This is a genomic window from Arthrobacter sp. TmtSoilC51 (assembly GCF_055388015.1).
In genome coordinates this window covers 2,688,834-2,710,450 of the sequence record NZ_AP035877.1, presented here as the reverse complement: position 1 = coordinate 2,710,450, position 21,617 = coordinate 2,688,834, and the positions used below count along the sequence as shown (strand labels likewise).

Annotated in this window: 20 protein-coding genes; 14 read left to right on the top strand and 6 right to left on the bottom strand. The window is 60.5% G+C overall.

All coding sequences use genetic code 11. The features are described 5' to 3' along the window. Window positions 1–81 precede the first annotated feature (81 nt). Entirely contained in the window at window positions 82–642 is a 561-nt protein-coding gene (locus ACZ5G6_RS12330) for a TetR/AcrR family transcriptional regulator (RefSeq protein WP_223932719.1), read from the bottom strand. A gap of 114 nt (window positions 643–756) precedes the next feature. On the opposite strand from ACZ5G6_RS12330, the gene ACZ5G6_RS12325 reads away from it, so the two are divergent. Next, complete coding sequence (locus ACZ5G6_RS12325; protein ID WP_498685806.1) at window positions 757–2,163, top strand: MFS transporter; 1,407 nt, start codon at window positions 757–759, stop codon at window positions 2,161–2,163. A gap of 36 nt (window positions 2,164–2,199) precedes the next feature. Here the strand turns inward: ACZ5G6_RS12325 and ACZ5G6_RS12320 are convergent, their stop codons facing one another. Then, complete coding sequence (locus ACZ5G6_RS12320) at window positions 2,200–3,063, bottom strand: FG-GAP repeat domain-containing protein (protein WP_498685805.1); 864 nt, start codon at window positions 3,061–3,063, stop codon at window positions 2,200–2,202. A gap of 253 nt (window positions 3,064–3,316) precedes the next feature. Here ACZ5G6_RS12320 and ACZ5G6_RS12315 point away from each other — a divergent pair, with 253 nt between their 5' ends. Both ACZ5G6_RS12315 and ACZ5G6_RS12310 read left to right on the top strand, forming a co-directional pair. Further along, the gene (locus tag ACZ5G6_RS12315) at window positions 3,317–3,787 is read left to right on the top strand and encodes a hypothetical protein (RefSeq protein WP_498685804.1); all 471 of its coding nucleotides are present in this window, start codon (window positions 3,317–3,319) and stop codon (window positions 3,785–3,787) included. 53 nt (window positions 3,788–3,840) lie between these two features. Beyond that, entirely contained in the window at window positions 3,841–4,419 is a 579-nt protein-coding gene (locus ACZ5G6_RS12310; protein WP_498685803.1) for a dihydrofolate reductase family protein, read from the top strand. Window positions 4,420–4,585: 166 nt separating this feature from the next. On the opposite strand, the gene ACZ5G6_RS12305 is transcribed toward ACZ5G6_RS12310, so the two are convergent. After that, window positions 4,586–6,397: a helix-turn-helix domain-containing protein gene (locus ACZ5G6_RS12305; RefSeq protein ID WP_498685802.1), complete on the bottom strand. Its 1,812-nt coding sequence runs from the start codon at window positions 6,395–6,397 to the stop codon at window positions 4,586–4,588. A 149-nt stretch (window positions 6,398–6,546) separates the two neighbouring features. On the opposite strand from ACZ5G6_RS12305, the gene ACZ5G6_RS12300 reads away from it, so the two are divergent. From ACZ5G6_RS12300 to ACZ5G6_RS12265, 8 genes are read left to right on the top strand one after another with little or no spacing between them, the layout of a single operon-like run. Next, on the top strand, window positions 6,547–8,040 hold the full coding sequence (locus tag ACZ5G6_RS12300; protein ID WP_498685801.1) for an aldehyde dehydrogenase: 1,494 nt from the start codon (window positions 6,547–6,549) through the stop codon (window positions 8,038–8,040). Window positions 8,041–8,071: 31 nt separating this feature from the next. After that, the gene (locus tag ACZ5G6_RS12295; protein WP_498685800.1) at window positions 8,072–9,451 is read left to right on the top strand and encodes an MFS transporter; all 1,380 of its coding nucleotides are present in this window, start codon (window positions 8,072–8,074) and stop codon (window positions 9,449–9,451) included. After that, window positions 9,448–10,638 (top strand): FAD binding domain-containing protein, encoded by a 1,191-nt coding sequence (locus ACZ5G6_RS12290; RefSeq protein ID WP_223932711.1) that lies wholly within the window; start codon window positions 9,448–9,450, stop codon window positions 10,636–10,638. Before ACZ5G6_RS12295 ends, ACZ5G6_RS12290 begins: the two co-directional genes overlap by 4 nt. Window positions 10,639–10,666: 28 nt before the next feature. Further along, window positions 10,667–11,107, top strand: coding sequence for a cupin domain-containing protein (locus tag ACZ5G6_RS12285; protein ID WP_223932710.1), 441 nt, complete (start codon window positions 10,667–10,669; stop codon window positions 11,105–11,107). After that, the gene (locus tag ACZ5G6_RS12280) at window positions 11,104–12,084 is read left to right on the top strand and encodes an amidohydrolase family protein (RefSeq protein ID WP_498685799.1); all 981 of its coding nucleotides are present in this window, start codon (window positions 11,104–11,106) and stop codon (window positions 12,082–12,084) included. The genes ACZ5G6_RS12285 and ACZ5G6_RS12280 overlap by 4 nt, the downstream gene beginning before the upstream one ends. Then, window positions 12,077–13,195 (top strand): NADH:flavin oxidoreductase/NADH oxidase, encoded by a 1,119-nt coding sequence (locus ACZ5G6_RS12275; RefSeq protein WP_498685798.1) that lies wholly within the window; start codon window positions 12,077–12,079, stop codon window positions 13,193–13,195. Before ACZ5G6_RS12280 ends, ACZ5G6_RS12275 begins: the two co-directional genes overlap by 8 nt. Window positions 13,196–13,241: 46 nt before the next feature. After that, on the top strand, window positions 13,242–13,937 hold the full coding sequence (locus ACZ5G6_RS12270; RefSeq protein WP_498685797.1) for a VOC family protein: 696 nt from the start codon (window positions 13,242–13,244) through the stop codon (window positions 13,935–13,937). A 26-nt stretch (window positions 13,938–13,963) separates the two neighbouring features. Next, the gene (locus tag ACZ5G6_RS12265) at window positions 13,964–15,271 is read left to right on the top strand and encodes an MFS transporter (protein ID WP_223932706.1); all 1,308 of its coding nucleotides are present in this window, start codon (window positions 13,964–13,966) and stop codon (window positions 15,269–15,271) included. Window positions 15,272–15,325: 54 nt separating this feature from the next. On the opposite strand, the gene ACZ5G6_RS12260 is transcribed toward ACZ5G6_RS12265, so the two are convergent. Continuing rightward, window positions 15,326–15,844 carry a hemerythrin domain-containing protein gene (locus tag ACZ5G6_RS12260; protein ID WP_498685796.1) on the bottom strand — a complete coding sequence of 173 codons (519 nt, stop codon included), beginning with the start codon at window positions 15,842–15,844 and terminating at the stop codon, window positions 15,326–15,328. Window positions 15,845–15,934: 90 nt separating this feature from the next. Beyond that, window positions 15,935–16,249, bottom strand: a complete 315-nt coding sequence (locus tag ACZ5G6_RS12255; RefSeq protein ID WP_498685795.1) for a DUF1003 domain-containing protein — start codon at window positions 16,247–16,249, stop codon at window positions 15,935–15,937. A 371-nt stretch (window positions 16,250–16,620) separates the two neighbouring features. Between ACZ5G6_RS12255 and ACZ5G6_RS12250 the strand changes: the two genes are divergently transcribed. The 3 genes from ACZ5G6_RS12250 to ACZ5G6_RS12240 all read left to right on the top strand — a co-directional run bounded on the left by ACZ5G6_RS12250 (window position 16,621) and on the right by ACZ5G6_RS12240 (window position 19,186). Continuing rightward, window positions 16,621–17,391, top strand: coding sequence for an SDR family NAD(P)-dependent oxidoreductase (locus tag ACZ5G6_RS12250; RefSeq protein WP_223932703.1), 771 nt, complete (start codon window positions 16,621–16,623; stop codon window positions 17,389–17,391). 83 nt (window positions 17,392–17,474) lie between these two features. Next, window positions 17,475–17,732, top strand: a complete 258-nt coding sequence (locus ACZ5G6_RS12245) for an SHOCT domain-containing protein (protein WP_223932702.1) — start codon at window positions 17,475–17,477, stop codon at window positions 17,730–17,732. Then, on the top strand, window positions 17,732–19,186 hold the full coding sequence (locus tag ACZ5G6_RS12240; RefSeq protein WP_498685794.1) for a multicopper oxidase family protein: 1,455 nt from the start codon (window positions 17,732–17,734) through the stop codon (window positions 19,184–19,186). Before ACZ5G6_RS12245 ends, ACZ5G6_RS12240 begins: the two co-directional genes overlap by 1 nt. Here the strand turns inward: ACZ5G6_RS12240 and ACZ5G6_RS12235 are convergent. Then, window positions 19,183–21,609: a phosphoketolase family protein gene (locus tag ACZ5G6_RS12235; RefSeq protein ID WP_498685793.1), complete on the bottom strand. Its 2,427-nt coding sequence runs from the start codon at window positions 21,607–21,609 to the stop codon at window positions 19,183–19,185. The genes ACZ5G6_RS12240 and ACZ5G6_RS12235 overlap by 4 nt on opposite strands. Between the last annotated feature and the right edge of the window lie 8 nt (window positions 21,610–21,617).

Genomic DNA, 21,617 nt, shown 5'->3' with positions numbered 1-21,617 from the left:
GTACAACTGTACTAAACGATGGTTGATCGCTGCTCAAACACACGCGGCAGCTAAAAGACCAACAAGAACCTCACCCGTACGCTACGAACTAATGCCGGACCTGAGAAGCCCGTCCGCGACGATGGCGAGCATCGATGCCAGTGACTCGGCGGGAAGCCCACTGTTGTCCGCCACCGTAGCCACACCGCCGACAAGCCTGCTGATCTGGATTGCCTCCACACCTGGGCGCAGGGCAGAGTCGAGCTCGTCAATCAGGCGCTGATTCGCGTTGAGGTAGGTCTGGCATTTCGCCGCAAACGGAGACCCGGGATCGCCCAGCGCGGCAGTGATCCGCGCGGCCGCACCCTTATGTTCCGTCAGCATCGCCGCGTAATCCGTCAACCAGGTTATTAACCGCACCCGCGCGGGGGCGTCAAGGGCAAGTGCATGGTCGACGGCGGCTTTCACCTTCTCTGCCCAGGCCTCCAGCACGGCGTCGTACAGGGACTCTTTGGTGGGGAAGTGCCGATAGAGCGTGCCAGGGCCTACTTCTGCCCCCTTGGCGACCTCGTCCATCGAAACCGCATCGAAGCCCTTGGCCCGGAAGAAGGCGCGTGCAACCTCCACGATGCGATCGCGGTTGCGTTGAGCGTCAGCTCGCACAGAAACACCTTTCAAGACATGGTTGCAAAACGGAGAGTGTCTCCGTATAGTTCTAAGCGGAGCATCTCTCCTCTTAGTGTACGTCAGCCATTCGGCTAGAACAGGACACCCCTCATGACACCCACAACCGCCACAAGGGCGCCCGCCGGCATGGCACCATCCAGCGGCCGCGCCGGCAGCATTGGCCTCTGGCTGGTCATGCTTGCCCAACTCATGCTTGTCCTCGACGCGACGGTCGTGAACGTCGCACTCCCCCACGTCGCCACCGACCTCCACTTCAACCGGGCAGAGCTCAGCTGGGTCTTGAACGGCTACGCCGTCGCCTTCGGAGGACTCCTTCTGCTCGGCGGACGGATCGGCGACGTCTTCGGCCGCCGCCGCACTTTCCTGGTTGGCGTCGCAGCCTTCACGCTCTTCTCCCTGCTCGGCGGCCTGGCCCCCTCTCCCCTGCTTCTCGTCATAGCACGCGCGCTACAGGGACTCGGCGCCGCATTCGCGGCCCCCAGCGTACTCGCACTCGTGACCACGAGCGCGAGGGACGAGGGCGCACGGAACCGGGCGCTTGCCTTATTCTCCGCTATCGCCTCCATGGGCGGCGCACTCGGGCTCATTCTTGGCGGCCTCCTCACAGATTTGACCAATTGGCGCTGGACCCTCTTCATCAACGTGCCGATCGGCATCATCGTGCTCATTGCCGTGCCGCGCCTTATCAACGAAACGCCACGGAGGCAGGGTCGCTTCGACATACTCGGAGCAGTGACCGCAACAGGCGGCGCAGTCGCAATTGTCTGGTCCCTCATTCAAGCAGGCGACGTCGGCTGGTCCAACCCGAACACTATTGGCGGACTCGCGGCTGGCGCGGTGCTGATTGCCGCGCTCGCCGTCACCGAGCGTAAGGTTTCCCACCCACTGCTCCGGCCCGAACTGCTCCGAAGCCCGAGCCGAGTGGCGGCCCTGGGCGCGATGGCCGCAACGTATGGCGGGATGCTTGCGATGTTCTTCCTCATGGTCCAGTACTTCGAAGATGATCTGCACTTCGCGCCCATGGTCACCGGGCTGGCCTTTTTGCCGATGCCCCTGAGTATCTTCGCGATGTCGCGGATCGTCCCTCGACTCGTGGAGCGCTTCGGGGCCGTCCGCCTCGTCATCATCGGTGCAGCCCTTCGCGTCGTCGCCTTCCTGCCACTCACACAGCTCAATCCCGACACGCCCTTCGTGATCGTCATGATTGCCCTGCTGTGCACGGGAATCTCGGCTGGCATGACGTTCATGCCACTGACAAACCTCGCGCTCCGGAATGTCGAGCCCGAGCATGCGGGGTCTGCTTCCGGGCTGTTCCAGACCATGCAACAACTTGGCGGTGCCGTGGGTCTGGCCATCGTGGCCTCCACCTTTGCAGCATTCGCAGTTCCCGGTGACTTCCTGACCGGAGGGCGTGCCGGGTTCTGGTCAGCAACCATCCTCTCCGGCCTTGCCTTGGCAGCCGTCCTTGGGCACGTCATCCGGCGTAGGCCCGCCTAGGACGAAACTGCGACAGGGCTTTGCGTTCCACGCCCGCTAGCCGAAGAGTGCTGGCGTTGAAATATTGAGTAGCCGCCGCGTCCAAGTAAAACCCCCGGCTCCGTTGCCGGGATAGAGCCACATGGAACCAGCTATGTCGCGGGCGATGACATCGCCATGGCCGTCGTAGTCAAAATCCCCGGGAGCGGCAACGAGATCCATCTTTTGCCAGCCCCACCCAACTTGTACACGGCCCAACCACCCGCCGGTCCCGTTTCCCGGATAGAGCCACATTCCACCGTTTGCATCCACCGCGAGAATGTCCGGCCTATCGTCCTCGTTGAAGTCATGTCCGCTGAAGATGGATGCCATGATGTTCCATCCCCACCCAACCTGGATGCGTCCGGGTAACCACCCACCAATGCCGTCGCCACGGTACATCCACAGCACGCCCGAACCATCGCGGGCAAGAACATCGGGGTGCCCATCACCGTTCCAGTCTCCCGGTGAAACCATGGCTGTCATCACATCCCAGCCCCAGCCGACTTGCACGGGCTTAGCCCCGCCGGTGCCGGAAAGCGTGAACAACCCGCCATCGCTGTCGCGGAACATCCAATCAGCGCTGCCGTTGCCATCCCAATCACCGGGCATGACCAAGGCGTCTGCGTCCAGGACGACCGTAGGGCCTGGGCCCAGCCCTTGGCCTTCCCATCCAGTGCCGCCCTCGCCGGGGCCGCCCTCGTAGACGGTAACGTGACCCTCGTCCGTGATCGTGGGGAGATCTGAGTAGACCTCACCAAAGTCCCACCAGATTTGGATGAAGTTGTGCCAGGAGTCGTCGGCACGGGCAGGCGAGGCGAACAAGGGCTGGGCAAGAGCCAAGGCGATGGCAGCAGCAATGATTGTGTAAGAACGGCGCACGGCAGCCCCCCGGCTCTTTGCGAATCCCCCAGCGGAATCACATGCCGCGAGGATACCCGGCTCGTAGAACTACTAGCAATATCGATGCAGGGCGGATTACTTGGTCCTGTTCAGAGCGGAACCAATTGTGCAACACTTCTGCATGGATGATCCAAGAAGCCGGATTCTGCCACTCCTACGCCACGGCGAACGCCTCCTATGGGTTGGTCAACCGGACCCTAAGGTTCGTTTTACGGGCGCTGATGCGTTTCTCGTGCCTTTCAGCATCCTCTGGGGTGGATTTGCGGTTGTATGGGAGGCCCTGGCCATTACCAGAACGCAGTCGCCTTTGTTCATTATTTGGGGAATTCCGTTCGTCCTGGTGGGCCTGTACTTTATTTTTGGCCGCTTCATTGTCAAGAAGGGGCGGAAGATCGCCACAGCCTACGGACTCACCGACAATCGGGCGATCGTTTGCACAGGGAACAGGTCAGTCGCTGACACTCCCGTGAGGGCCATGCCAACCAAGGTGGACAAGTCCAGGGACGGCCAACATGTGAGTGTGACTTTCGGGTATCAAGGCGCCATGGGCCTGTTCGGCATGTATCAGAACACGGGATTGGACCTCCTCAGCCTTGGCCTGGGACAAAATGTCGCCTTCTTTGACGTCCCAGACACTGCCGGCTTACTGATGGCTTTGGACCAGGTCCAGGCCGGGCCAGGTGCAGCCGAGGCATCCACCTAGGGCATATAGCGGGGACGATGATGCATTGAACCTAACCCGTCCAGGAGGGCACCATGTCAGCAACCTACACCTTCGACGTATTCTCCAGTCTCGACGGTTTCGGCGCCGCGAGCGGCAACTGGACCGGCTACTGGGGCAAACAGGGTCCCGAACTCCTTGAGCACCGCCTCGCTCAATACAGCCAGGAGCAGCGGATGGTTTTCGGGGCCAACACATATCGGGCATTCGTGGAGATGCTGTCCTCAAGCAGTGAGGAGTCCGAGGTCCGCGATCCATGGGTGACGCGGATGATCAATCTCCCGGCAACAGTAGTGTCATCCACTCTGCGAGGACCTCTCGGCTGGCCGGATGCGACGCTCGTGACCGGCGACGCCGTCGACGTCATCGCACGACTCAAGGAAGAATCCGACATGCCATTGCGTTCACACGGCAGCCTGGCAATGAACCGGGCACTGATGGCCGCCGGACTGGTTGACCGCGTTCAAGTGACAATTTTCCCTGTGATTACTGGCCAGACCGGAATGAGCCCGATTTTTCATGGTGCGCAGGACTTCGACCTTGAGCTGATCGAGAACCGGACACTCGACGGCCACATACAGGAGCTGATCTACCGGCCCACTCTGCACAATTGAACCCCTACGTCCTTTTCCTCACGTCTTCCTCACTCCTAACGTAGCCGGGCGGAACGTGAATGTCTCCAAGATCATGACCCTGCCGGTCCAGTGCCGCAGCGAGCTGGAACACCGCGTCTTCATCCTCCATCCGCGTGCTGGAAGAGCGTTTGTCTTCCTTTGGGACTTAGACCTGAGCGGGTTGTGGGCTGGTATCGGCAATGTCGCCGATGGTCAAGGCTGCGGCGAGGTCCATTGCGTGGTCCGGGCGGGAGAGGTCTTTCTGCGTAAGGGTCTGTATACGGCGCAGCCGTTGCGCCACTGTGTTCGGATGGACCTGCAGCAGTCGCGCCGTGTCCATGCTTATTTGCCCTGCGGAAAAGTAGGTTCTCAGGGTTTTCAGAAGCTCAGTTCCACGGGACTCGTCGTGCCTACGGACGGGACCGAGGGATCGTTCCGTGTACCGGAGCAGCTGGCTGGAATCGTCGAGTTGCAATAGCAGGCCCAGAAGGCCGAGGTCGTCAAAGGTGACTGATGTGTCAGTTCGGCCAGCCAGAGCGAGCATGTTCAGGGCCCCGGAGGTGGACCTATAGGCCCGGGGGTACATGCTGATGCCCGTGATGGGTCCGCGCGATACAGCGGTCGCAGTGGCGTGTGGCCGGCGTGACGCCGCCATTTTCCGGATCCTCTCCACCATCGTCGCATCCGTTGTAGAACTCTCAAGGGAGGTCGGCAGCAACACGACAATTCTGTCGTGATGGATGGCGCAAAGCGGGCGCGGTTTCAGCGTTGAGGCCCAGGCGTTGATCCGTCGGAGCCCCTGCTGCAGGCACGCGTCCTTATCGCCTTGTGCCACGCCGGACAAAGACAGGCCGACCATCGTATGGTCAATGCTCAAGTCGTGGCCCAGGCGCTCGGCACGGGCATGGATGGTGTCCAGCGCGGAAGGCTCTCCGCCGAGCAAGTCATTCAGGACCTCACCTTGGAGGCGCCATTGAGCTTCTTCGGCGGTTCGCACCCTAAGAAGTTCGAGAGAAGTAATCACCGTGGCGTGTTCAACGGCGCGCGTCTCGAGGGGAGTCAACGGTCCGGCCTCGGTCACGGTCCAAATCCTGGCAACTTCACTTTCATTGAGCAGCACCGGAAACACCTTGAAGTTGGCTGACCCCTCATCCCTCATGCCAGTCCTGGTTCTGTCGTCGGGGAATCCTGCGTCGGGATCGGATCGACCAATCACGGCTCCCTGGGAATCTTCGATCAAAACCGGACGCGATATAAGAATCGACAGTGCAGCGGCTATGCCGGGAACACCGCCACCCCTCAGGGCAATGTCAGTGAGTTTTTGGTGAATATCTTCAGATTTTTCCAGCAGATCCCTCTGCGTGTGGAGCTCCCGGTTGAGTAGCACGAGTTCCTCCATCCGGATGGCTTCGGCCGATCGCAGGCGGGAAGTCGTGAGAGCTATCGCCGCATGGTCTGCCAGTACCGCCAGAAGGGCGATCTCTTGTTGACCAAACTTGTGGATACCACTGCGATAGCAGTTCAGCGTCCCAATGACTCCCTGACCCGACTCAAGCAAAGGCACGGAGATCATGGACCGGTACCCCTGCTCCCGCGCGACGCCTCCCCAGGGCGCAAATTGCGGCTCCGCTTGGATGTCTGCAATCGCAACGGGCGCACCCGTTCGAAAGGCCTTGCTGGAAGGAGCTTCAGGTTCCGCGCTTTGGTTCAACAGGACAGGGTGATCCGCATTGACTTGGTCGATGTACTCACGGGAAAGGCCACTTGAACCCTCAATGGTTAGCCTCTGACCGGAGGGGTCAGGCAAGAGCACTCCACAGAATTCGTAACCCATGAGCCCCGCAGCAGTGTCGGCGATCAGGTCTAGCACAGGCGTGAGCGGCTGAGCTGCCACCACCGTCTGAGTGATGGCCCGAACACTGTCCAGCCAGCGATGAATCTCGAGCGATCCCTGGGCTCCAGGGCTGCGGTGCGTCATTCAAGGAGTCTAACCCACGATGTTCCTAGGCACATAGTAAACAGATAATTGTGTTGCTCAGAACATACTTTTGCGGTGACCTGAATCGCATACTGATAGGGATCCTTTCGAGAACGTCAAAGCTGACGAACGACGAGAAACGAGAAACCATGATCGAGCACCTCATGTTCATCAACGGGAAAGATGTTCCTGCCGAGAGCGGGGCATCTCTGACAATTTTCAATCCGGCCACGGGACGGCCGATGGCCACGGTGCCTGACGGCGTCCGTATCGACGTCGACAAAGCAGTTGCCGCCGCCCGTGTGGCTTTTGAAGCAGGGCCCTGGCCCCGCATGAGCCGGACCGACCGGGCAAGAGTCCTGCTTAAGGCAGCAGACGCGCTGGAAGCTGCAAGTGAAACTCTGTTCACGCTCGAAACACAGAACAATGGCCGCCCCATTACTGAGACGCGCGCCCAGCTCTCACGCGTACCGGAATGGTTCCGCTACAACGCGGCCCTTCTCGCCGCGCAACGGGACGCAGTCCTGCCCAGTGACGGACCGTACCTGACCTACCAAAAGCGCACCCCACTCGGGGTGTGCGGAATTATCACTCCGTTCAACCACCCTGCACTGATCCTCGCTCGAAGCCTTTCTGCTGCCTTGGCCACCGGTAACACAGTGGTAGTCAAACCATCGGAGCTGACCCCACTGACAACCCTCGCCATCGCCAAAATTGTCACAGAGGCGGGCGTCCCCGAAGGTGTCATCAACGTTGTCACCGGCGGCCGCGAAGCAGGGATTGGTTTGAGCGAACACTCGGACGTAGCCAAAGTGACACTGACCGGCGGGACCGAGGCTGGACGTTCCGCGGCCGTGGCCACAGCATCACGGTTCGCACGCATTACCGCAGAACTTGGTGGCAAAACGCCCGTAATCGTCTTTGGAGACTATGAGCCTGTGGCAGCCGCCGAAGGTGCTGCCTTCGCTGCATTCGTTGCCTCCGGGCAGTCATGCGTGGCCGGTGCCCGTTTTCTTGTCCAAAGGGAACGGTATGCCGAGTTCGTTGAGGCGCTGGTCGCCAGAGCCAACGCCATCAAGATTGGTGACCCGGCACAGCCGGAGACCCAAATCGGACCGATGATCAGCGCTACGCAACGCCGCAAGGTCCTGGACTACATTTCCATAGGCCAAGAAGAAGGTGCACGCCTGGTTGCCGGCGGCAATGTTCCCGACCTGCCTGAAGACCTCCGTAATGGGTATTTCCTGCAGCCCACCGTTTTTGCCGATGCAACGAACAACATGCGCGTCGCTCAAGAAGAGATCTTCGGTCCCGTCGCCGTGATCGTTCCGTTCGACACAGAAGCAGAAGCCATAGAGATGGCCAACGACAACCGGTTCGGCCTCGGCGCTGCCGTCTGGACCCACGACCTCGCCCGCGGCCACCGTGTGGCGGCAGCCATTGAGTCAGGCATGGTCTGGGTCAATGACCACCACCGGCTTGAACCATCCCTGCCATGGGGCGGCATCAAGGAATCCGGCGCTGGAAAGGACGCGGGAACAGAATCCTTCGACGATTTCACCTGGATCAAAACAATCGTTGTACGAACAGCCGACACCAATGTCGACTGGTACGGCTCAGACACCCCTGGACGTTTGAACTGAGTCAGCCGGCATCCTCGGAAGGGAGTACAAAGTGACGCAGAACAAACCGACTCAGGTGACGCCTGGCTGGCGACAACAAATCACCCGGGTGCAATGGTTGGTACTTTTCGGCACAACCATGGGATGGGCCCTCGATGGCTTCGCCGGAAGTCTCTACGCGCTGGTCCTGGGACCGGCCATGACGGACCTATTGCCGCACTCGGCAATTATGGTCAATTCAGCACAAATCGGCGTATACGGAGGACTGACCGTTGCCCTGTTCCTTGCGGGCTGGGCTACCGGCGGAATCCTCTTCGGCGTGTTGGCAGATTACTTCGGCCGCGTCCGCGTCCTGTCGATCGGCATCCTGACCTACGCAGTCTTCACCGCCGCTGCCGCGTTCGCAGATACATGGTGGCAGCTTGGCATACTCCGTTTCATTGCCGGCCTCGGGTCGGGCGTCGAAGCCCCTGTCGGGGCGTTGGTCGCAGAAGTATGGCGCAACAGATACCGTGCACGGGCTTGCGGGGTCATGATGTCCGGATACGCAGGCGGATTCTTCATGGCAGCGCTGGCCTACGGCCTGCTCAGTGAAAACGGGTGGCGCTTCATGTTGGTCCTCGCGGTTGTTCCGGCCTTCCTGGTCTGGTTCCTGCGACGCTATGTCCCGGAACCGGAAGAGATCAAAGACGTCATCGCCAAGCGCAAAGAACGCAAGGGCAATACCTCGCGGGGACCTGAGGACCATTTTGTTCTCGGCAGGCTTCTTTCACCGCCACATCTACGGGCGACGCTCATCTGTACCGCCCTGGCCACTGGCGCGCTCCTCGCTTTTTGGAGCGTGTCCACCTGGTACCCCCAAATCATTCGCGACATGACCGTCGCTGAATCGCTCCCAATGCAAGAGGCAAACCACCGCGTCGCCATCTCATCCATGCTGTTCAACGCCGGCGGAATACTCGGGTACGCATCCTGGGGCTTTATCGCCGACGCCATAGGACGCAAGAAGGCCTTCCTTGTCAGCTTCCTCATTGCCGGGGCCAGCGTCGCTTACCTGTTTCCCTTCGAGCACTCCTACGCCACCTACCTGATCATCATTCCAATCGTTGGCTTTGGGCTGTTCGGTGCCCTTTCCGGGAACTTCGTTTACGGTCCCGAAATGTTCGCACCGAGCATGCGGGCAAGTGGGATTGCCCTGGCCAACAGCATCGGCCGTTATGTCACCGCCGCTGGCCCGCTCGTAGCAGGTGTGATCGCATCCACGTGGTTTGGAGGCAATCTCGGAGTGGCAACGGCAGTGTTGGCCTCCACGGGAATCCTCGCCCTCGTTGGCCTGTACTTTGCCCCCGAAACCCGCGACGCGGACCTACCAACGGATGCCCAAGCAGGCGCCCCTGAAAACCAAACCACATTGAAAGGAATTTCGTCATGAGCGCCTATGAAGGATCGCGTGCACTTGTTATCGGAGGATCGATCGGGGGACTCACAGCTGCCCTGCTGCTCCGCGACCTCGGATTCGACGTCGACATCTACGAACGGACACCAACAGACCTGGACGGACGTGGGGGCGGCATCGTTCTGCAACCGGACACTCTGCGATGGTTCCAGGAACGCAGTTCCCAACGGCCCGAAGACGTCAGCACCACAACGAGCTGGGTTCAATATCTCGACGGCGAAAACCGCATTATTGACCGGGAAGCCCGGTCCTGGTCCCACACATCGTGGGGCACGTTCTACCGCGCCTTGCTCACGGACTTCGGACGAGACCACTACCATCTGGGAGAGTTCGCCTGCGGTTTCGATCAGGACGAGGATTCAGTCACCGTACGGTTCGTCAGTGGCAGGGAAGAAAAGGCCGCCCTGGTTGTCGTCGCTGACGGCATCACCTCCGCCAACCGGGCTCGAATCGATCCGGATGTCACCCTTGAATACTCCGGCTACATCGGATGGCGCGGGACCGTCGACGAGGCAGATCTCTCGGCAGAAACGGCAAACCTGCTCAATGACGCCGTCACGTACAACGTCGTTCCCCATTCCCAGATCACGATGTATCCCATTCCCAGCGACAGGGGACTTGGGAAAGGACAGCGTCTCATGAACTACGTCTGGTACCGCAACGTTCCAGAAGGTCTTGAGCTCGACGAAATGCTCATCAGCAAGCAAGGATTCCCCGGGAAAGTCTCCGTGCACCCCAACCAGGTCCAGGACCGGTACGTGACTGAAATGCGGCAGGCCGCGTCCCGTCTGCTCGCACCGGCGGCAGCTGAACTGGTCACCTCCACGGAGTCCCCCTTCATCCAGGTGGTCTGGGACTCACGGGCATCGAAAATGGCCAATGGGCGCGTCGCACTCATCGGAGATGCCGCCTGTGCCGCCCGACCACATGCAGCTGCCGGCACAGCCAAGGCGGCCGCCGATGCTTGGGCCCTCAGTGAAGCCTTGACAGCTGCGGCAGGCAATATCGCCGAAGCGCTCGAGAAATGGGAACCGGGCCAGCTCCAGTTGAGCAGCAACCTGCTCACGCGTGTAAAAGCCATGGGCGAACGGTCACAGTTCACGAACACCTGGACCCCGGGCGACCAGGATCTTCGATTTGGCCTTTACGGCCCCGGACGCTAATCACAACAACCCAGGAAAGGACCTCACTATGACGGCCAACAGCTTCCTCAGCGATCTTCCCCTTGCGGGAACCCTTGTCGGAGAGAACTACGAAGGATGGTCCGAGGACCTCCGCCGAGAGTTCGCATCCCATGCCTTTGACGCACACGTCGGGTCCCAACTGCTCAGCCACAATGACCGGGTCAGGGTCTGGGAAATCCGGCTCGCGCCGGGTGAACGTTGGCATGCCCACCGGCATGTTCTTGACTACTTCTGGACCGCCGTCAACGCCGGCAGCAGCAGGCAGCATACCCATGACGGCACAACCCGTGATGTCTCGTACACCGCCGGTGAGACGCGGCACTTCCACTTCGGCGCCGGCGAGTACCTGCTTCACGACATTGAGAACATCGGTCAGACTGACCTCGTTTTCACCACCGTCGAACACCTCGACTCCTACAACGAGCCGCTGCCGCTGGACGCGGCATGAGCGCGGGTTTGATCGACGTTCACGCCCACTGGTTACCTTCGGACTTGTTCGGACTCCCATCCGGCTCTCCATATGGTGCCATGCGGGACCAAGATGGGGAGTTGTTCCTGGGAGACCTGCCGTTGTCTATCCGGACAGAGGCAATGAGCGACGTCAACGCGATCATCGCCGATATGGACGCCCATGAAATCTCGCTGCGGGCTGTGTCGCCACCACCGTTCGCCTTCGCCGTGAACTCATCGTCAGAGAACTACGTCGAGGACTACAACGCGAGTCTTTCAAAGGTGGTCGCCGAGTCGTCCGGTCGCCTGGCTGGCCTGGGACTGACCCGGCTCGATGACGAATCCAGTGCAGTGCGACAAGTCGCCGGCATCGCCAAAGCCGGCGTCCTTGCGGGGGTCGCCATCCCGCCGCTTCTGCGGGGAGAGTCACTGGACACCGGCGTGCTCCGGTCCGTGCTGGAATCGGCGGCCGAACACCGTCTGGCGGTGCTCGTTCACCCCATGCAGCTGCCACGTCCGGAATGGTCCTCCCACTACTTGGCGAACCTCATCGGCAACCCCGTGGAGACAGCAACGGCTGTGGCTGCGGGGATCCTTGGTGGCGTCCTTGAAGAACTGCCTGATCTGCGGATCTGTTTCGTCCATGGCGGCGGATGCGCTCCCGCACTTCTGGGGAGATGGTCACACGCATGGCATGCCCGGGCGGATGTCCGTGCGGGTAGTTCCAGCGATCCGCGGGAACTTTTCCGCTCCGCGTACTTCGACACCGTCACGCACGACCAAAACACGCTCGATCTGCTGGCGGCACACGCCGGACAAGACCGGATCCTCTGTGGAACCGACTACCCATTCGACATGGCAGAAAGCAACCTGCCCGCTTTCGTGGACGAAGGCGGTTTGGACCGAGCCGCACTGCAGCGTAGTGGTCAGACATTCCTGGGCCTGGCCCGAGATCGAAGGGGCCACGATGACTGAATTGTTCGACCCCATTATTCTTCGGCAACTCACCATACCCAACCGTATTTGGATGTCTCCCATGATGCAGTTCTCATCCAATCCGACTGGCCCCGAAACCGGAGCAGCCACCGATTGGCATTTCCAGCACCTCGCCGCCCGCGCACTGGGCGGCGTAGGTCTGGCCATGGTCGAAGCAACCGCTATCAACCCGAGGGGGCGAAGCAGCCAATATGATCTGGGCCTGTGGAACGACCAGCAGGCAATCTCCCACCGCAGAATCATCGAATTCCTTCACGACCACGGGACCGCCGTCGGCATCCAACTGGTGCATGCAGGCCGCAAAGCCGCCAGCGGCCGCCCGTGGGGAGGCGAACGCCCTGAAGAAATGAAATGGGACCGTGTGGGTCCCAGCGCAGTGCCGTTCGGGACCATCGCAGCGCCGAAGGAACTAACCCGGGCGGAAATCCACGCCCTCGTCCGGGACTTCGCTCACAGCGCCCGTCGGGCCCATATGGCGGGCTTTGATGTGCTGGAACTCCACGGCGCCCACGGGTACCTGATCCACCAGTTCCTATCGCCCGCGTCCAATCACCGCACCGACGAATACGGCGGAGCTCTTGGCAACCGGTTGAGGTTGGCGGTGGAAGTCGTTGACGCTGTCCGGCAGGAATGGCCCGACGATAAGCCCCTGTTCTTCCGCGTCTCAGCGACCGACTGGCTGGCCGGGGACACCGGCGACGAACGCACCGGCTGGACCAGTGACGAGTCGGTCCTCCTCGCGAAGACCCTGAAGGACCATGGTGTCGACCTGATCGACGTCTCAACCGGAGGGTTGGTGCCCGACGCGCAGATTCCCGTCCGGCCTGGTTACCAGGTGGGATTCGCCGATCGGATCCGCAGAGAGGCGTCCATCGCAACAGCAGCTGTAGGGCTCATTACCGAACCTGGACAGGCAGCCGACATCATTGCCTCGGGAAAGGCCGACGCCGTCTTCCTGGCACGGAAGCTGCTTCGCAGCCCCAATTGGGCCCAGGAAGCGAGCGAGCAATTAGGCGGACCGGTGAGGTACCCCCACCAATACGCACGGGCGTTCAGAACACCAGTCCAGACCGCATTGTCTCGGTCCTGATACAGGACCCGAAAACCTGTTAATCCTCAAACCCAAGGAGCCATAAGTGATCACACTCGATCACATTGCTGTCTGGTCAGACAACCTATACCGCACCACCGTGGAACTCAGCCGCGAAACCGGTATCGGTTCCTCCGATGGCGGCTACTTTCCAGGGCTGGGATTGGGCCAAAAGATCATCTCACTGGGCAACTACGTCTACATCGAAGTAGAGAGCATAGTCGATCACCGGATGATCACAGACCGCGCCCCAATGGCCCTGGAACTGGAGCGGCAAACGGCTTCCGGTGATTGCTTCGCAGGCCTGTGCCTGCGCACCGACTCGCTGGACGAAATCCACGAATTCGCCAAAGCGCACGGAATTGCGCCGATGGAAGGAATATCCGGTGGCAAAGTCGCCATGGTCCCCGCAGCCGACAAACCATCAATTCCGCACGCTCCCGACTTTTGGAACTCCTGGCGTTTGGGAAAACCCAACATCTACTACGTCCCCGACTTGGGCAGGCATTCGAGTCTGGCGCCGGTTCAGGTAGGCACGGGAGACCACAAGGGCGGCGGAGTCACATCCATCGAACTCGGCGGCAGCGAAGCCGACCTCCAGAAGTGGCTGGGCGATGTCGCCAGCACAAAAGAACTCGGCACGGAAATTACCTACAACGGCGGACCCGATGGACTATACGCAGTCACCTTCGACTCGTCCGCGGGACCACAAACTATTCGACTGAAACCCATCACTCTCTAACGTTCGCAACAGAAAAAGGAGACAAAATGTCAATAACCATCGCAGACGTTGCGGGGCTACAAAAGGCCCGGAGGGTGCGCCGTGCTGCTATCTCCGGTTTCTTTGGCAGCGCACTGGAGTACTACGACTTCGTCATCTACGGAACCGCTGCGGCCCTTGTCTTCGGCAAAGTGTTCTTCTCCGACATGACGGGCGGAGCAGGGGCCCTGGTATCCATCGCAACCTTCGGTGTTGCCTACGTCGCCCGCCCATTCGGTGCTATCTTCTGGGGCCACATCGGGGACCGTCTGGGCCGCCGGCTTGCCCTGATGCTCTCCATCGGGTTGATGGGGTCCGCCACCTTCTTCATCGGTATCCTGCCCTCCTACCAAACCATAGGTTTAGTCGCGCCGATTCTCTTGGTCCTTCTCCGGCTCCTGCAAGGCATCTCAGCAGGCGGAGAGGTGCCCGGATCCAGCAGTCTGACCGTAGAGCACGCCCCCGACGGCAAACGGGCGTTCTACACTGCTTTCTCCATGAGCGGCATGCAGCTGGGCATGTCACTGGGCACTCTGGTCTTCCTGCCTCTGGCCGCAATGCCCCAGGAACACTTGATTTCCTGGGGATGGCGTATCCCGTTCCTTCTCAGTGGCGTCCTGACCATCATCGCCTACCTCCTCAGGCGAAATCTTGAAGAACCCGAAGTTTTCAAGGAAGTACGCGAGGAAGGCAAAACGGATTCACTCCCCATCGTCACCCTTTTGCGTTATCACTGGAAAGCTACACTTCGCGTACTCATCTGCAGCTGCATCAACGTCGTCGGGACCATTTTCAACGTGTTCACCCTGGCCTATGTGTCGCAGAACCAAGGCGTATCGAGCGTCACCATGCTGGTAGCGGTCTCTGTAGGCAACATTGGTGCCGCGGTCATGGCACCCGTGGTTGGCGTATGGGCGGACCGATTTGGACGACGCCCGGTTTACATCATCGGCGCCTTGGGTGCCACTTCCACCCTGTTCGTCCTCTTCAACGCCATCGACTCGGGCAATATCATGCTCATGTTGATCGCGGCGGTCCTGGGAATCAGCGTCTTCTACAGCATGGCCATAGGCGTCGGCGCCGCATACTATGCCGAGCAATTCCCGGCAAAGGTGCGGTATACGGGGATGGCTGTAGGCCTCATGCTCGGCTTGGTTGCGGCTGGTTTCGCCCCAACCATCGCCCAAGCACTCGGCGCCGGGCCAAGCTCCTGGCAGCCGGCAGTATGGTTGTGCCTGGCCGTAGGGATCCTTGGCGCTATCGCAGCCTTCGCGGGGCCGGAAACCAGCCGAAAAACTACGCGTGAACTCGGATGAGCGACTCAACCCGAAGGGCCCGTACAACACGATCCGTGCACAAAGTCAGGCTTCTCAGCTTTGTTTGTGATCGTGAGCGTGAGTATGGGTTTCACCGACCAGTTCGTGTAGCCCTTCAACGGCGGACGCCAGTGAAAGTTCAGCGGAATCAGCGATAAACGGCATGAGGAGCTTGTTCTCCTTATCCAAGTGCAAGGCGAAGAGTTCTTCTATGACGCCGCCGGTCACCGCAGCCTTCACACCGCGGGAAACACTAAGTTGTTCCACCAGACGGACAATTGCTTTGTGCTCTGCCAACATGCCTTCAACCAGAAGCCTGCCCTCTAAAGCTTTCCTGGGGCCTCCATAAAGGGGACCTTCCTCTGCCAAAGCGTGCGGAATCAGCTCATGCTGGCACCAGGCAAGCAACTCCTCCTGTGCGTGATGCTCGGCGTTGGAGTCACGCTCCTCGACCGCCCGTACGAGCGTGGCCACGAGCTCCCGCAGCTTCCCAAGCATCTCGGCGTGATGATGCTCAACGGCCTGGAGTGCGCGGCGTTCTGCTGCCGGATCTTTGTGCGCGTCGTGATGCATAGCGTCTCCTGTTTCCTGCCACGTGAGCGAGCGGGGTGCCAAAGCCAAGCATTTCCACTCTACGTCGCTGGACGTTTCCAGCAACCCCGTTTAGGCGTCCGGGACCGGCGGGGTTGTTCCGCCGTCGTTTGTCCCTGACATTCGCGGCTCCAGCAGCAGGACCCGGAGCTCCTCAAGTAGTTCCAACTGCTGGCTGTTGACGGCCATCAGCCGATCGATCTCGGTCTTCGCCTGCGTGTCCGTTTCATAATCGTGGAGAGCCATGGCTGCGGCTATCGCATCCTGCCGCTTTGCAGCAATCAGCAGTATGGCACCTTGGAGACCGGCCAGCATGGACAAAAAGAGGTTCAGGAGAATAAACGGATAGGGGTCCCATGCCTGATTGGCAAAAATAAACGTATTCATGGCAGCCCAAACTGACATGAATACTAGAAAGAGCCCAACGAAAGTCCAGCTGCCCATGCCATTCCGAAGGAGGTCTGCCGCGCGCTCACCTCGGCTCAGACCCGCCTTATGCTGCCCATGCCACGTTGTCTTTGTTTCACTCATGAGCACAGCGTAGAGGCATGCTCGGAAGCATAGGGACTTTCAGCACTTGTTGGCCGCTTTGTCCGCGCCGCACGCTATTGCTTAAGGACACATACACGACTTAGGAACAAATACACTACCCAGTCCACGGGGCTTCCAGCTGGCAAAAGGCGAGCCAAACACGGCAGCCGGATTCCTCAAAATGCTGGTTCGGCGTTCCGGGGACCTGAATGTAGAAGGAGCGTCCCATGCCCGCATGGCACGAAGTTGTCACACCTGGCCGGTTTGACGGTCAGACCGTCATCGTCACCGGGGCAGCCTCTGGCATCGGTCGTGCGACCGCGCTGCGCGTTGCAAGGGAAGGCGGGCACGTCATCGCCAGCGATGTGAGCCAGGATGGCTTGGACCGGCTTGTTGCCGATCATTCAGAATTGGACCTCGTGCCCGCGGCGGGTGATATCAGCGCAGAGGACGCCGTGCGGCGTGTCGTCGCCGCAGTGAACGGAAGGGTTGACGCCTTGGCGAACGTCGCTGGCATCATGGACAGTTTTCAGCCTGTTCATGAGGTAGACGACGCGACATGGGAGCGGGTTCTCAACGTGAACCTCACGTCGATGATGCGCCTCATGCGCGCGGTGGTCCCCTTGATGCTCGACGCCGGATATGGCTCAATCGTGAATGTGTCATCGGAGGCCGGACTCCGAGGCTCCGCGGCAGGAGCAGCGTATACCGTTTCCAAGCACGCAGTCATCGGACTCACGCGTAGTTCGGCCGTAATGTACGGGCGCAAGGGCATTCGCGTGAATGCCATCTGCCCCGGCGGAACAAGGACCAATATCCATGCCGAGTTCCAGTCCCAGCTCGCGGTTGAAGTTCTTGGCCCGCTCATGCAGGCCAATGTGCCGCCTATCGCAGAAGCCGAGGAACTCGCGGCCGGCATAGCGTTCCTGCTGAGCCGGGACGGATCGAATATCAACGGGAGTGTGCTCCCCTCGGACAACGGATGGGCCGCAATCTGAGAGGGGGCAGCCGCAAGAGGCGGGCGAACCCGCCCGCACATCGGGTACACAGCAGTGACTGCGTGAGGTGAAAGGTTCTTGTCATGATGTGGGGCTATGGGATGGGCAACGGTTGGATGTGGATCTGGGGGCTTCTCACGCTCATCGGCCTTGCGATACTTGTGCTTCTTGCAGTCCGGATGTTCGGCGCGGGGTACGGAACCGGGTCACGCCATACTTCGGATTTACAGTCCCCCGGACGAAGCCCGGCCCGGCAAATACTCGATGAACGCTTTGCGAGGGGGGAACTCACCGCAGACGAATACCGCGAACGGGTCAAGGTTCTCGGTGAAGGACCCTGATGGAGCCCCTCAGCAGACGCTCGGCGTTGTTGCTGGGAAGTCTGGGGCTGGCGAGCACTGTCATGGGCGTGACAGGCCTCGTTATGACGCTGGCCCGTCCCACCACCTCCACCGCTGAACCCGATTTGACCTACCCGCCCGTTTTGAAAAGCTCGGCAGGCAAGCTGGACGTCCAGCTTGAAGCGAGTCACGGCCCTGTGCAGCTCGCGGGACGACAAGCATCCGCCCTTGCCTACAACCACGAAATACCGGGTCCAACGCTTCGGATCCAACCTGGCGACGTCCTAAGAATCCACCTCGTCAATAACCTCCGTGAAGCCACCAACCTTCATGTCCACGGACTGCATGTCTCGCCCCAAGGCCAAGGCGACAATGCTTTTACCGTGGTAGGCCCCGGCAGAGACTTCGACTACGAGTACCGGCTACCTGACGACCATCCACCCGGCGTGTACTGGTACCACCCCCATCATCACGGCAATGTGGCCGACCAGGTCTTTGGAGGCCTCTTTGGAGCGATCATCGTTGAGGACCCTGAGCCCATCAGCACGGTTCGTGAAAGGATCCTGGTGGTTTCCGACACCACATTGGACCCTTTCGGGAACATCCAACAGGTGTCTCAAATGGAGAGGATGGCTGGCCGCGAAGGCACGCTCCTCCTGGTCAACGGCCAACTCAATCCGCGGTTGGAGGCACGTCCCGGGGAACGTGAAAGGTGGCGGATCATCAATGCGTGTGCTGCCCGCTACCTCCGTTTGAGCATTGACGGCCAGCGCCTTCAGTTGCTGGCGACAGACTCCGGCCGCCTCCCACAGCCACTTGCGACAGAGGACCTGCTGCTCGCTCCCGGCAACCGGGCCGACCTGCTGGTCACAACAGTCACCGGCGAAGCGGTCTTGCGAGCCACACACTACAATCGTGGCGTCATGCCGGGAATGCCGGGCACTGAAGGATCGCGGGTGCCAGGTACTGAGGACAATGACAGTACGCCTTTGGCCACGTTACGGGTTGCGGGCAAGCAAGCAGGGCCTTGGCCGGTGGTGCCCGCGGGAAGCCAACGCGCGGACCTAAGGTCGTCCCCGGTCGCGGTCCACCGTCGCCTGACATTCGGTGCCGGGATGGGTATGGGGATGATGGGATTCACGATCAATGGCAGGCAGTTCGACGCAACCAGGACGGACACCATAGCTTCGGTGGGCAGCGTCGAGGAATGGACCTTGGTCAACGGCAGCTCCATGGACCATCCCTTCCATCTTCACGTGTGGCCCATGCAGATCATCGAAGAAGCCGGTCAGGCACTGGATTTCGTTCGACGTCAGGATGTGGTGAACGTCCCCGCGAACGGCAGGGTCACGGTCCGCGTGGCCTTTGATGATTTCGTCGGGCGCTCCGTTTACCACTGCCACATTCTTGACCACGAAGACCTGGGAATGATGGGCGTGATCGAAGTCCGTTAGGAATCCGGCTCCGACCACACCCAGTTCCTGATCTCTGGAAGGTCTTGGAAATGTTCCCGAATGTAGGCTGCGTGGGCGTCAAGCTGGCTCCGGCAATGTTCCAGGAGTTCGTCGCTGCCCATGAATTGCCTGCGGGCCCGGCGTAGCGCCTCCATAACGAGGTGGTAGCGGCTGACCCTGTTCAGGACCACCATGTCGAAGGGGGTGGTGGTGGTCCCTTGTTCGTTGTAACCGCGGACGTGGAATCTCTCGGGATTTGGGCGCCCATGCAGGAGTTGATGGAGGGCCCGCGCGTATCCGTGCCACGCCATCACCACGTCCACGTCCGTAGTAAAGATCTCATCAAACTTCTCACGTGAGAGCCCGTGGGGATGCGCATCCTCAGGCTGGAGGACCATGGCATCCATGACGTTGACCACCCGCACAGTGAGCTTGGGAACGTGACGCCGGAGAAGCCAGGCGGCGGCCAATGTCTCCTGGGTGGGAACATCCCCGGCACAGGCCAGGATGATGTCAGGTTCTGCAGGGACGTGTGAACTGCGGCCCGATTCATTCCCGGCCCACCCCCATATGGATGCACCAACGGCAGCGTGCTCCCTCGCCTCGGCAAGCGTCAAATACTGGGGGTGGTCCTGCTTGTCGATGACAACGAGGTTTACGTAATCCTTGCTCCTGAGCATGTGTTCCGCCGCAACCAACAGGGTATTGGCATCCGGCGGGAGGTAGACCCTGATGACACTTCCGGACAGGGATAGGACCGTGTCGATGAGCCCCGGTCCCTGATGGCTGAATCCGTTGTGATCGTTTCGCCAACATGTAGAGGTCAGCAGGATATTCAGACTCGGGACAGGCTGGCGCCAGTCCAGCTCCCTGGAATGTTGCAACCATTTGGCGTGCTGGACTGTCATGGAGGCGGCCACCATCGCGAATGCCTCGTAGCTTGCGAAGAAGCCGTGCCTTCCTGTTAGCACATATCCTTCGAGCCAGCCCTGGCACAGGTGTTCCGAGAGGACCTCCATGACCCGGCCGCTGGCCGAGACATGATCCTCGGCCAGGGAGACAGCACCGTTAACGGGCGACTCCAGCAGGCACCTGTCCGTGGCTTCAAAGACTGCACCAAGCCGGTTGCTATTGGTTTCGTCCGGGCAGAAAAGGCGGAATATGGGATCATCGGCAGTCTCGATATAGATGTCCCGGAACATCTCCCCGAGTGGTTTGGTGCTCTCGTGCATCAACGCTCCGCGCGGAACAGCTCCGACGGCGTACCGGCCAAGGTCGGGGATCGCGAGGTCTCCACCCCCTACCCCGCGGCTCGCCGGCAGCGCCCCCATGCGAAGGCCGCCGTCGGGAGCCAAAGCCGCCAGTTCAGGGATAAGGCGCCCTTGGTCGTCGAAGAGTTCCTCCGGACGGTAGGAGCGCATCCAGGTCTCCAGTTGCGCCAGATGCTCAGGCTTTTCCCTTACTCCACCCAACGGCACCTGATGTGAACGGCTGGTTCCCTCAACCGGCACGCCGTCCACTGCGACCGGCCCCGTCCAACCTTTGGGCGTGCGAAGGATAATGGCAGGCCATCGGGCGGGACCTATCACGCCTTCTTGGCGGGCATGCGACTGTATGGCCCGGATGGAGATGTATGCCGAATCCACCGCGGAGGCCAATGCTGGGTGGACAAGGTCCGGATCGTCTCCTGCAACAGTGATGGGGTCCCAGCCATGCGCCGCGAGCAACGCTGCGACGTCCAGGTCCGAGCGACGGCCCAAGACCGTGGGACCTGAGATCTTGTATCCGTTGAGGTGGAGAATAGGAAGGACCGCGCCGTCGCGGAGCGGGTTGATAAATGCCAGCGCCTTCCATGAACCCTCCAAGGGCCCTGTTTCTGCCTCTCCATCCCCGACAACACAGGCAACTATAAGGTTCGGATTGTCCATGGCGGCTCCGGTGGCATGCATTAGCGAGTAGCCCAGTTCACCGCCTTCGTGGATGGAACCGGGCGTGGCCGGGCCGACATGGCTGGGGATCCCGCCAGGGGTCGAAAATTGCCTTACTAGGCGCCTCAGTCCTTCAAGATCCCTGCCAACAGCCGGATAAACCTCTGAGTAGCTGCCCTCAAGATACGTATTGGCAACGACGGCGGGGCCTCCGTGGCCAGGGCCAGTCACCAAGAGGACTTCCGCGCTCGTGCGACGGATAAGTCGGTTCAGGTGGGCATAAATGAGAGACAACCCGGGGCTGGTCCCCCAATGGCCCAGAAGCCGGGGTTTGATGTGCCGGGCTTCCAATGGTTCGCGTAGAAGGGGATTTTCCTGGAGGTAGATCTGTGCCACGGTGAGGTAGTTCGCGGCGGCCCAGTATCGGTTGAGCTGTTCAAAGTCCTCGGACTCCGGTCCGGAAATCTGGCGGGTGTCCGGCGTGCTTGGCCTCATCTTGCAAT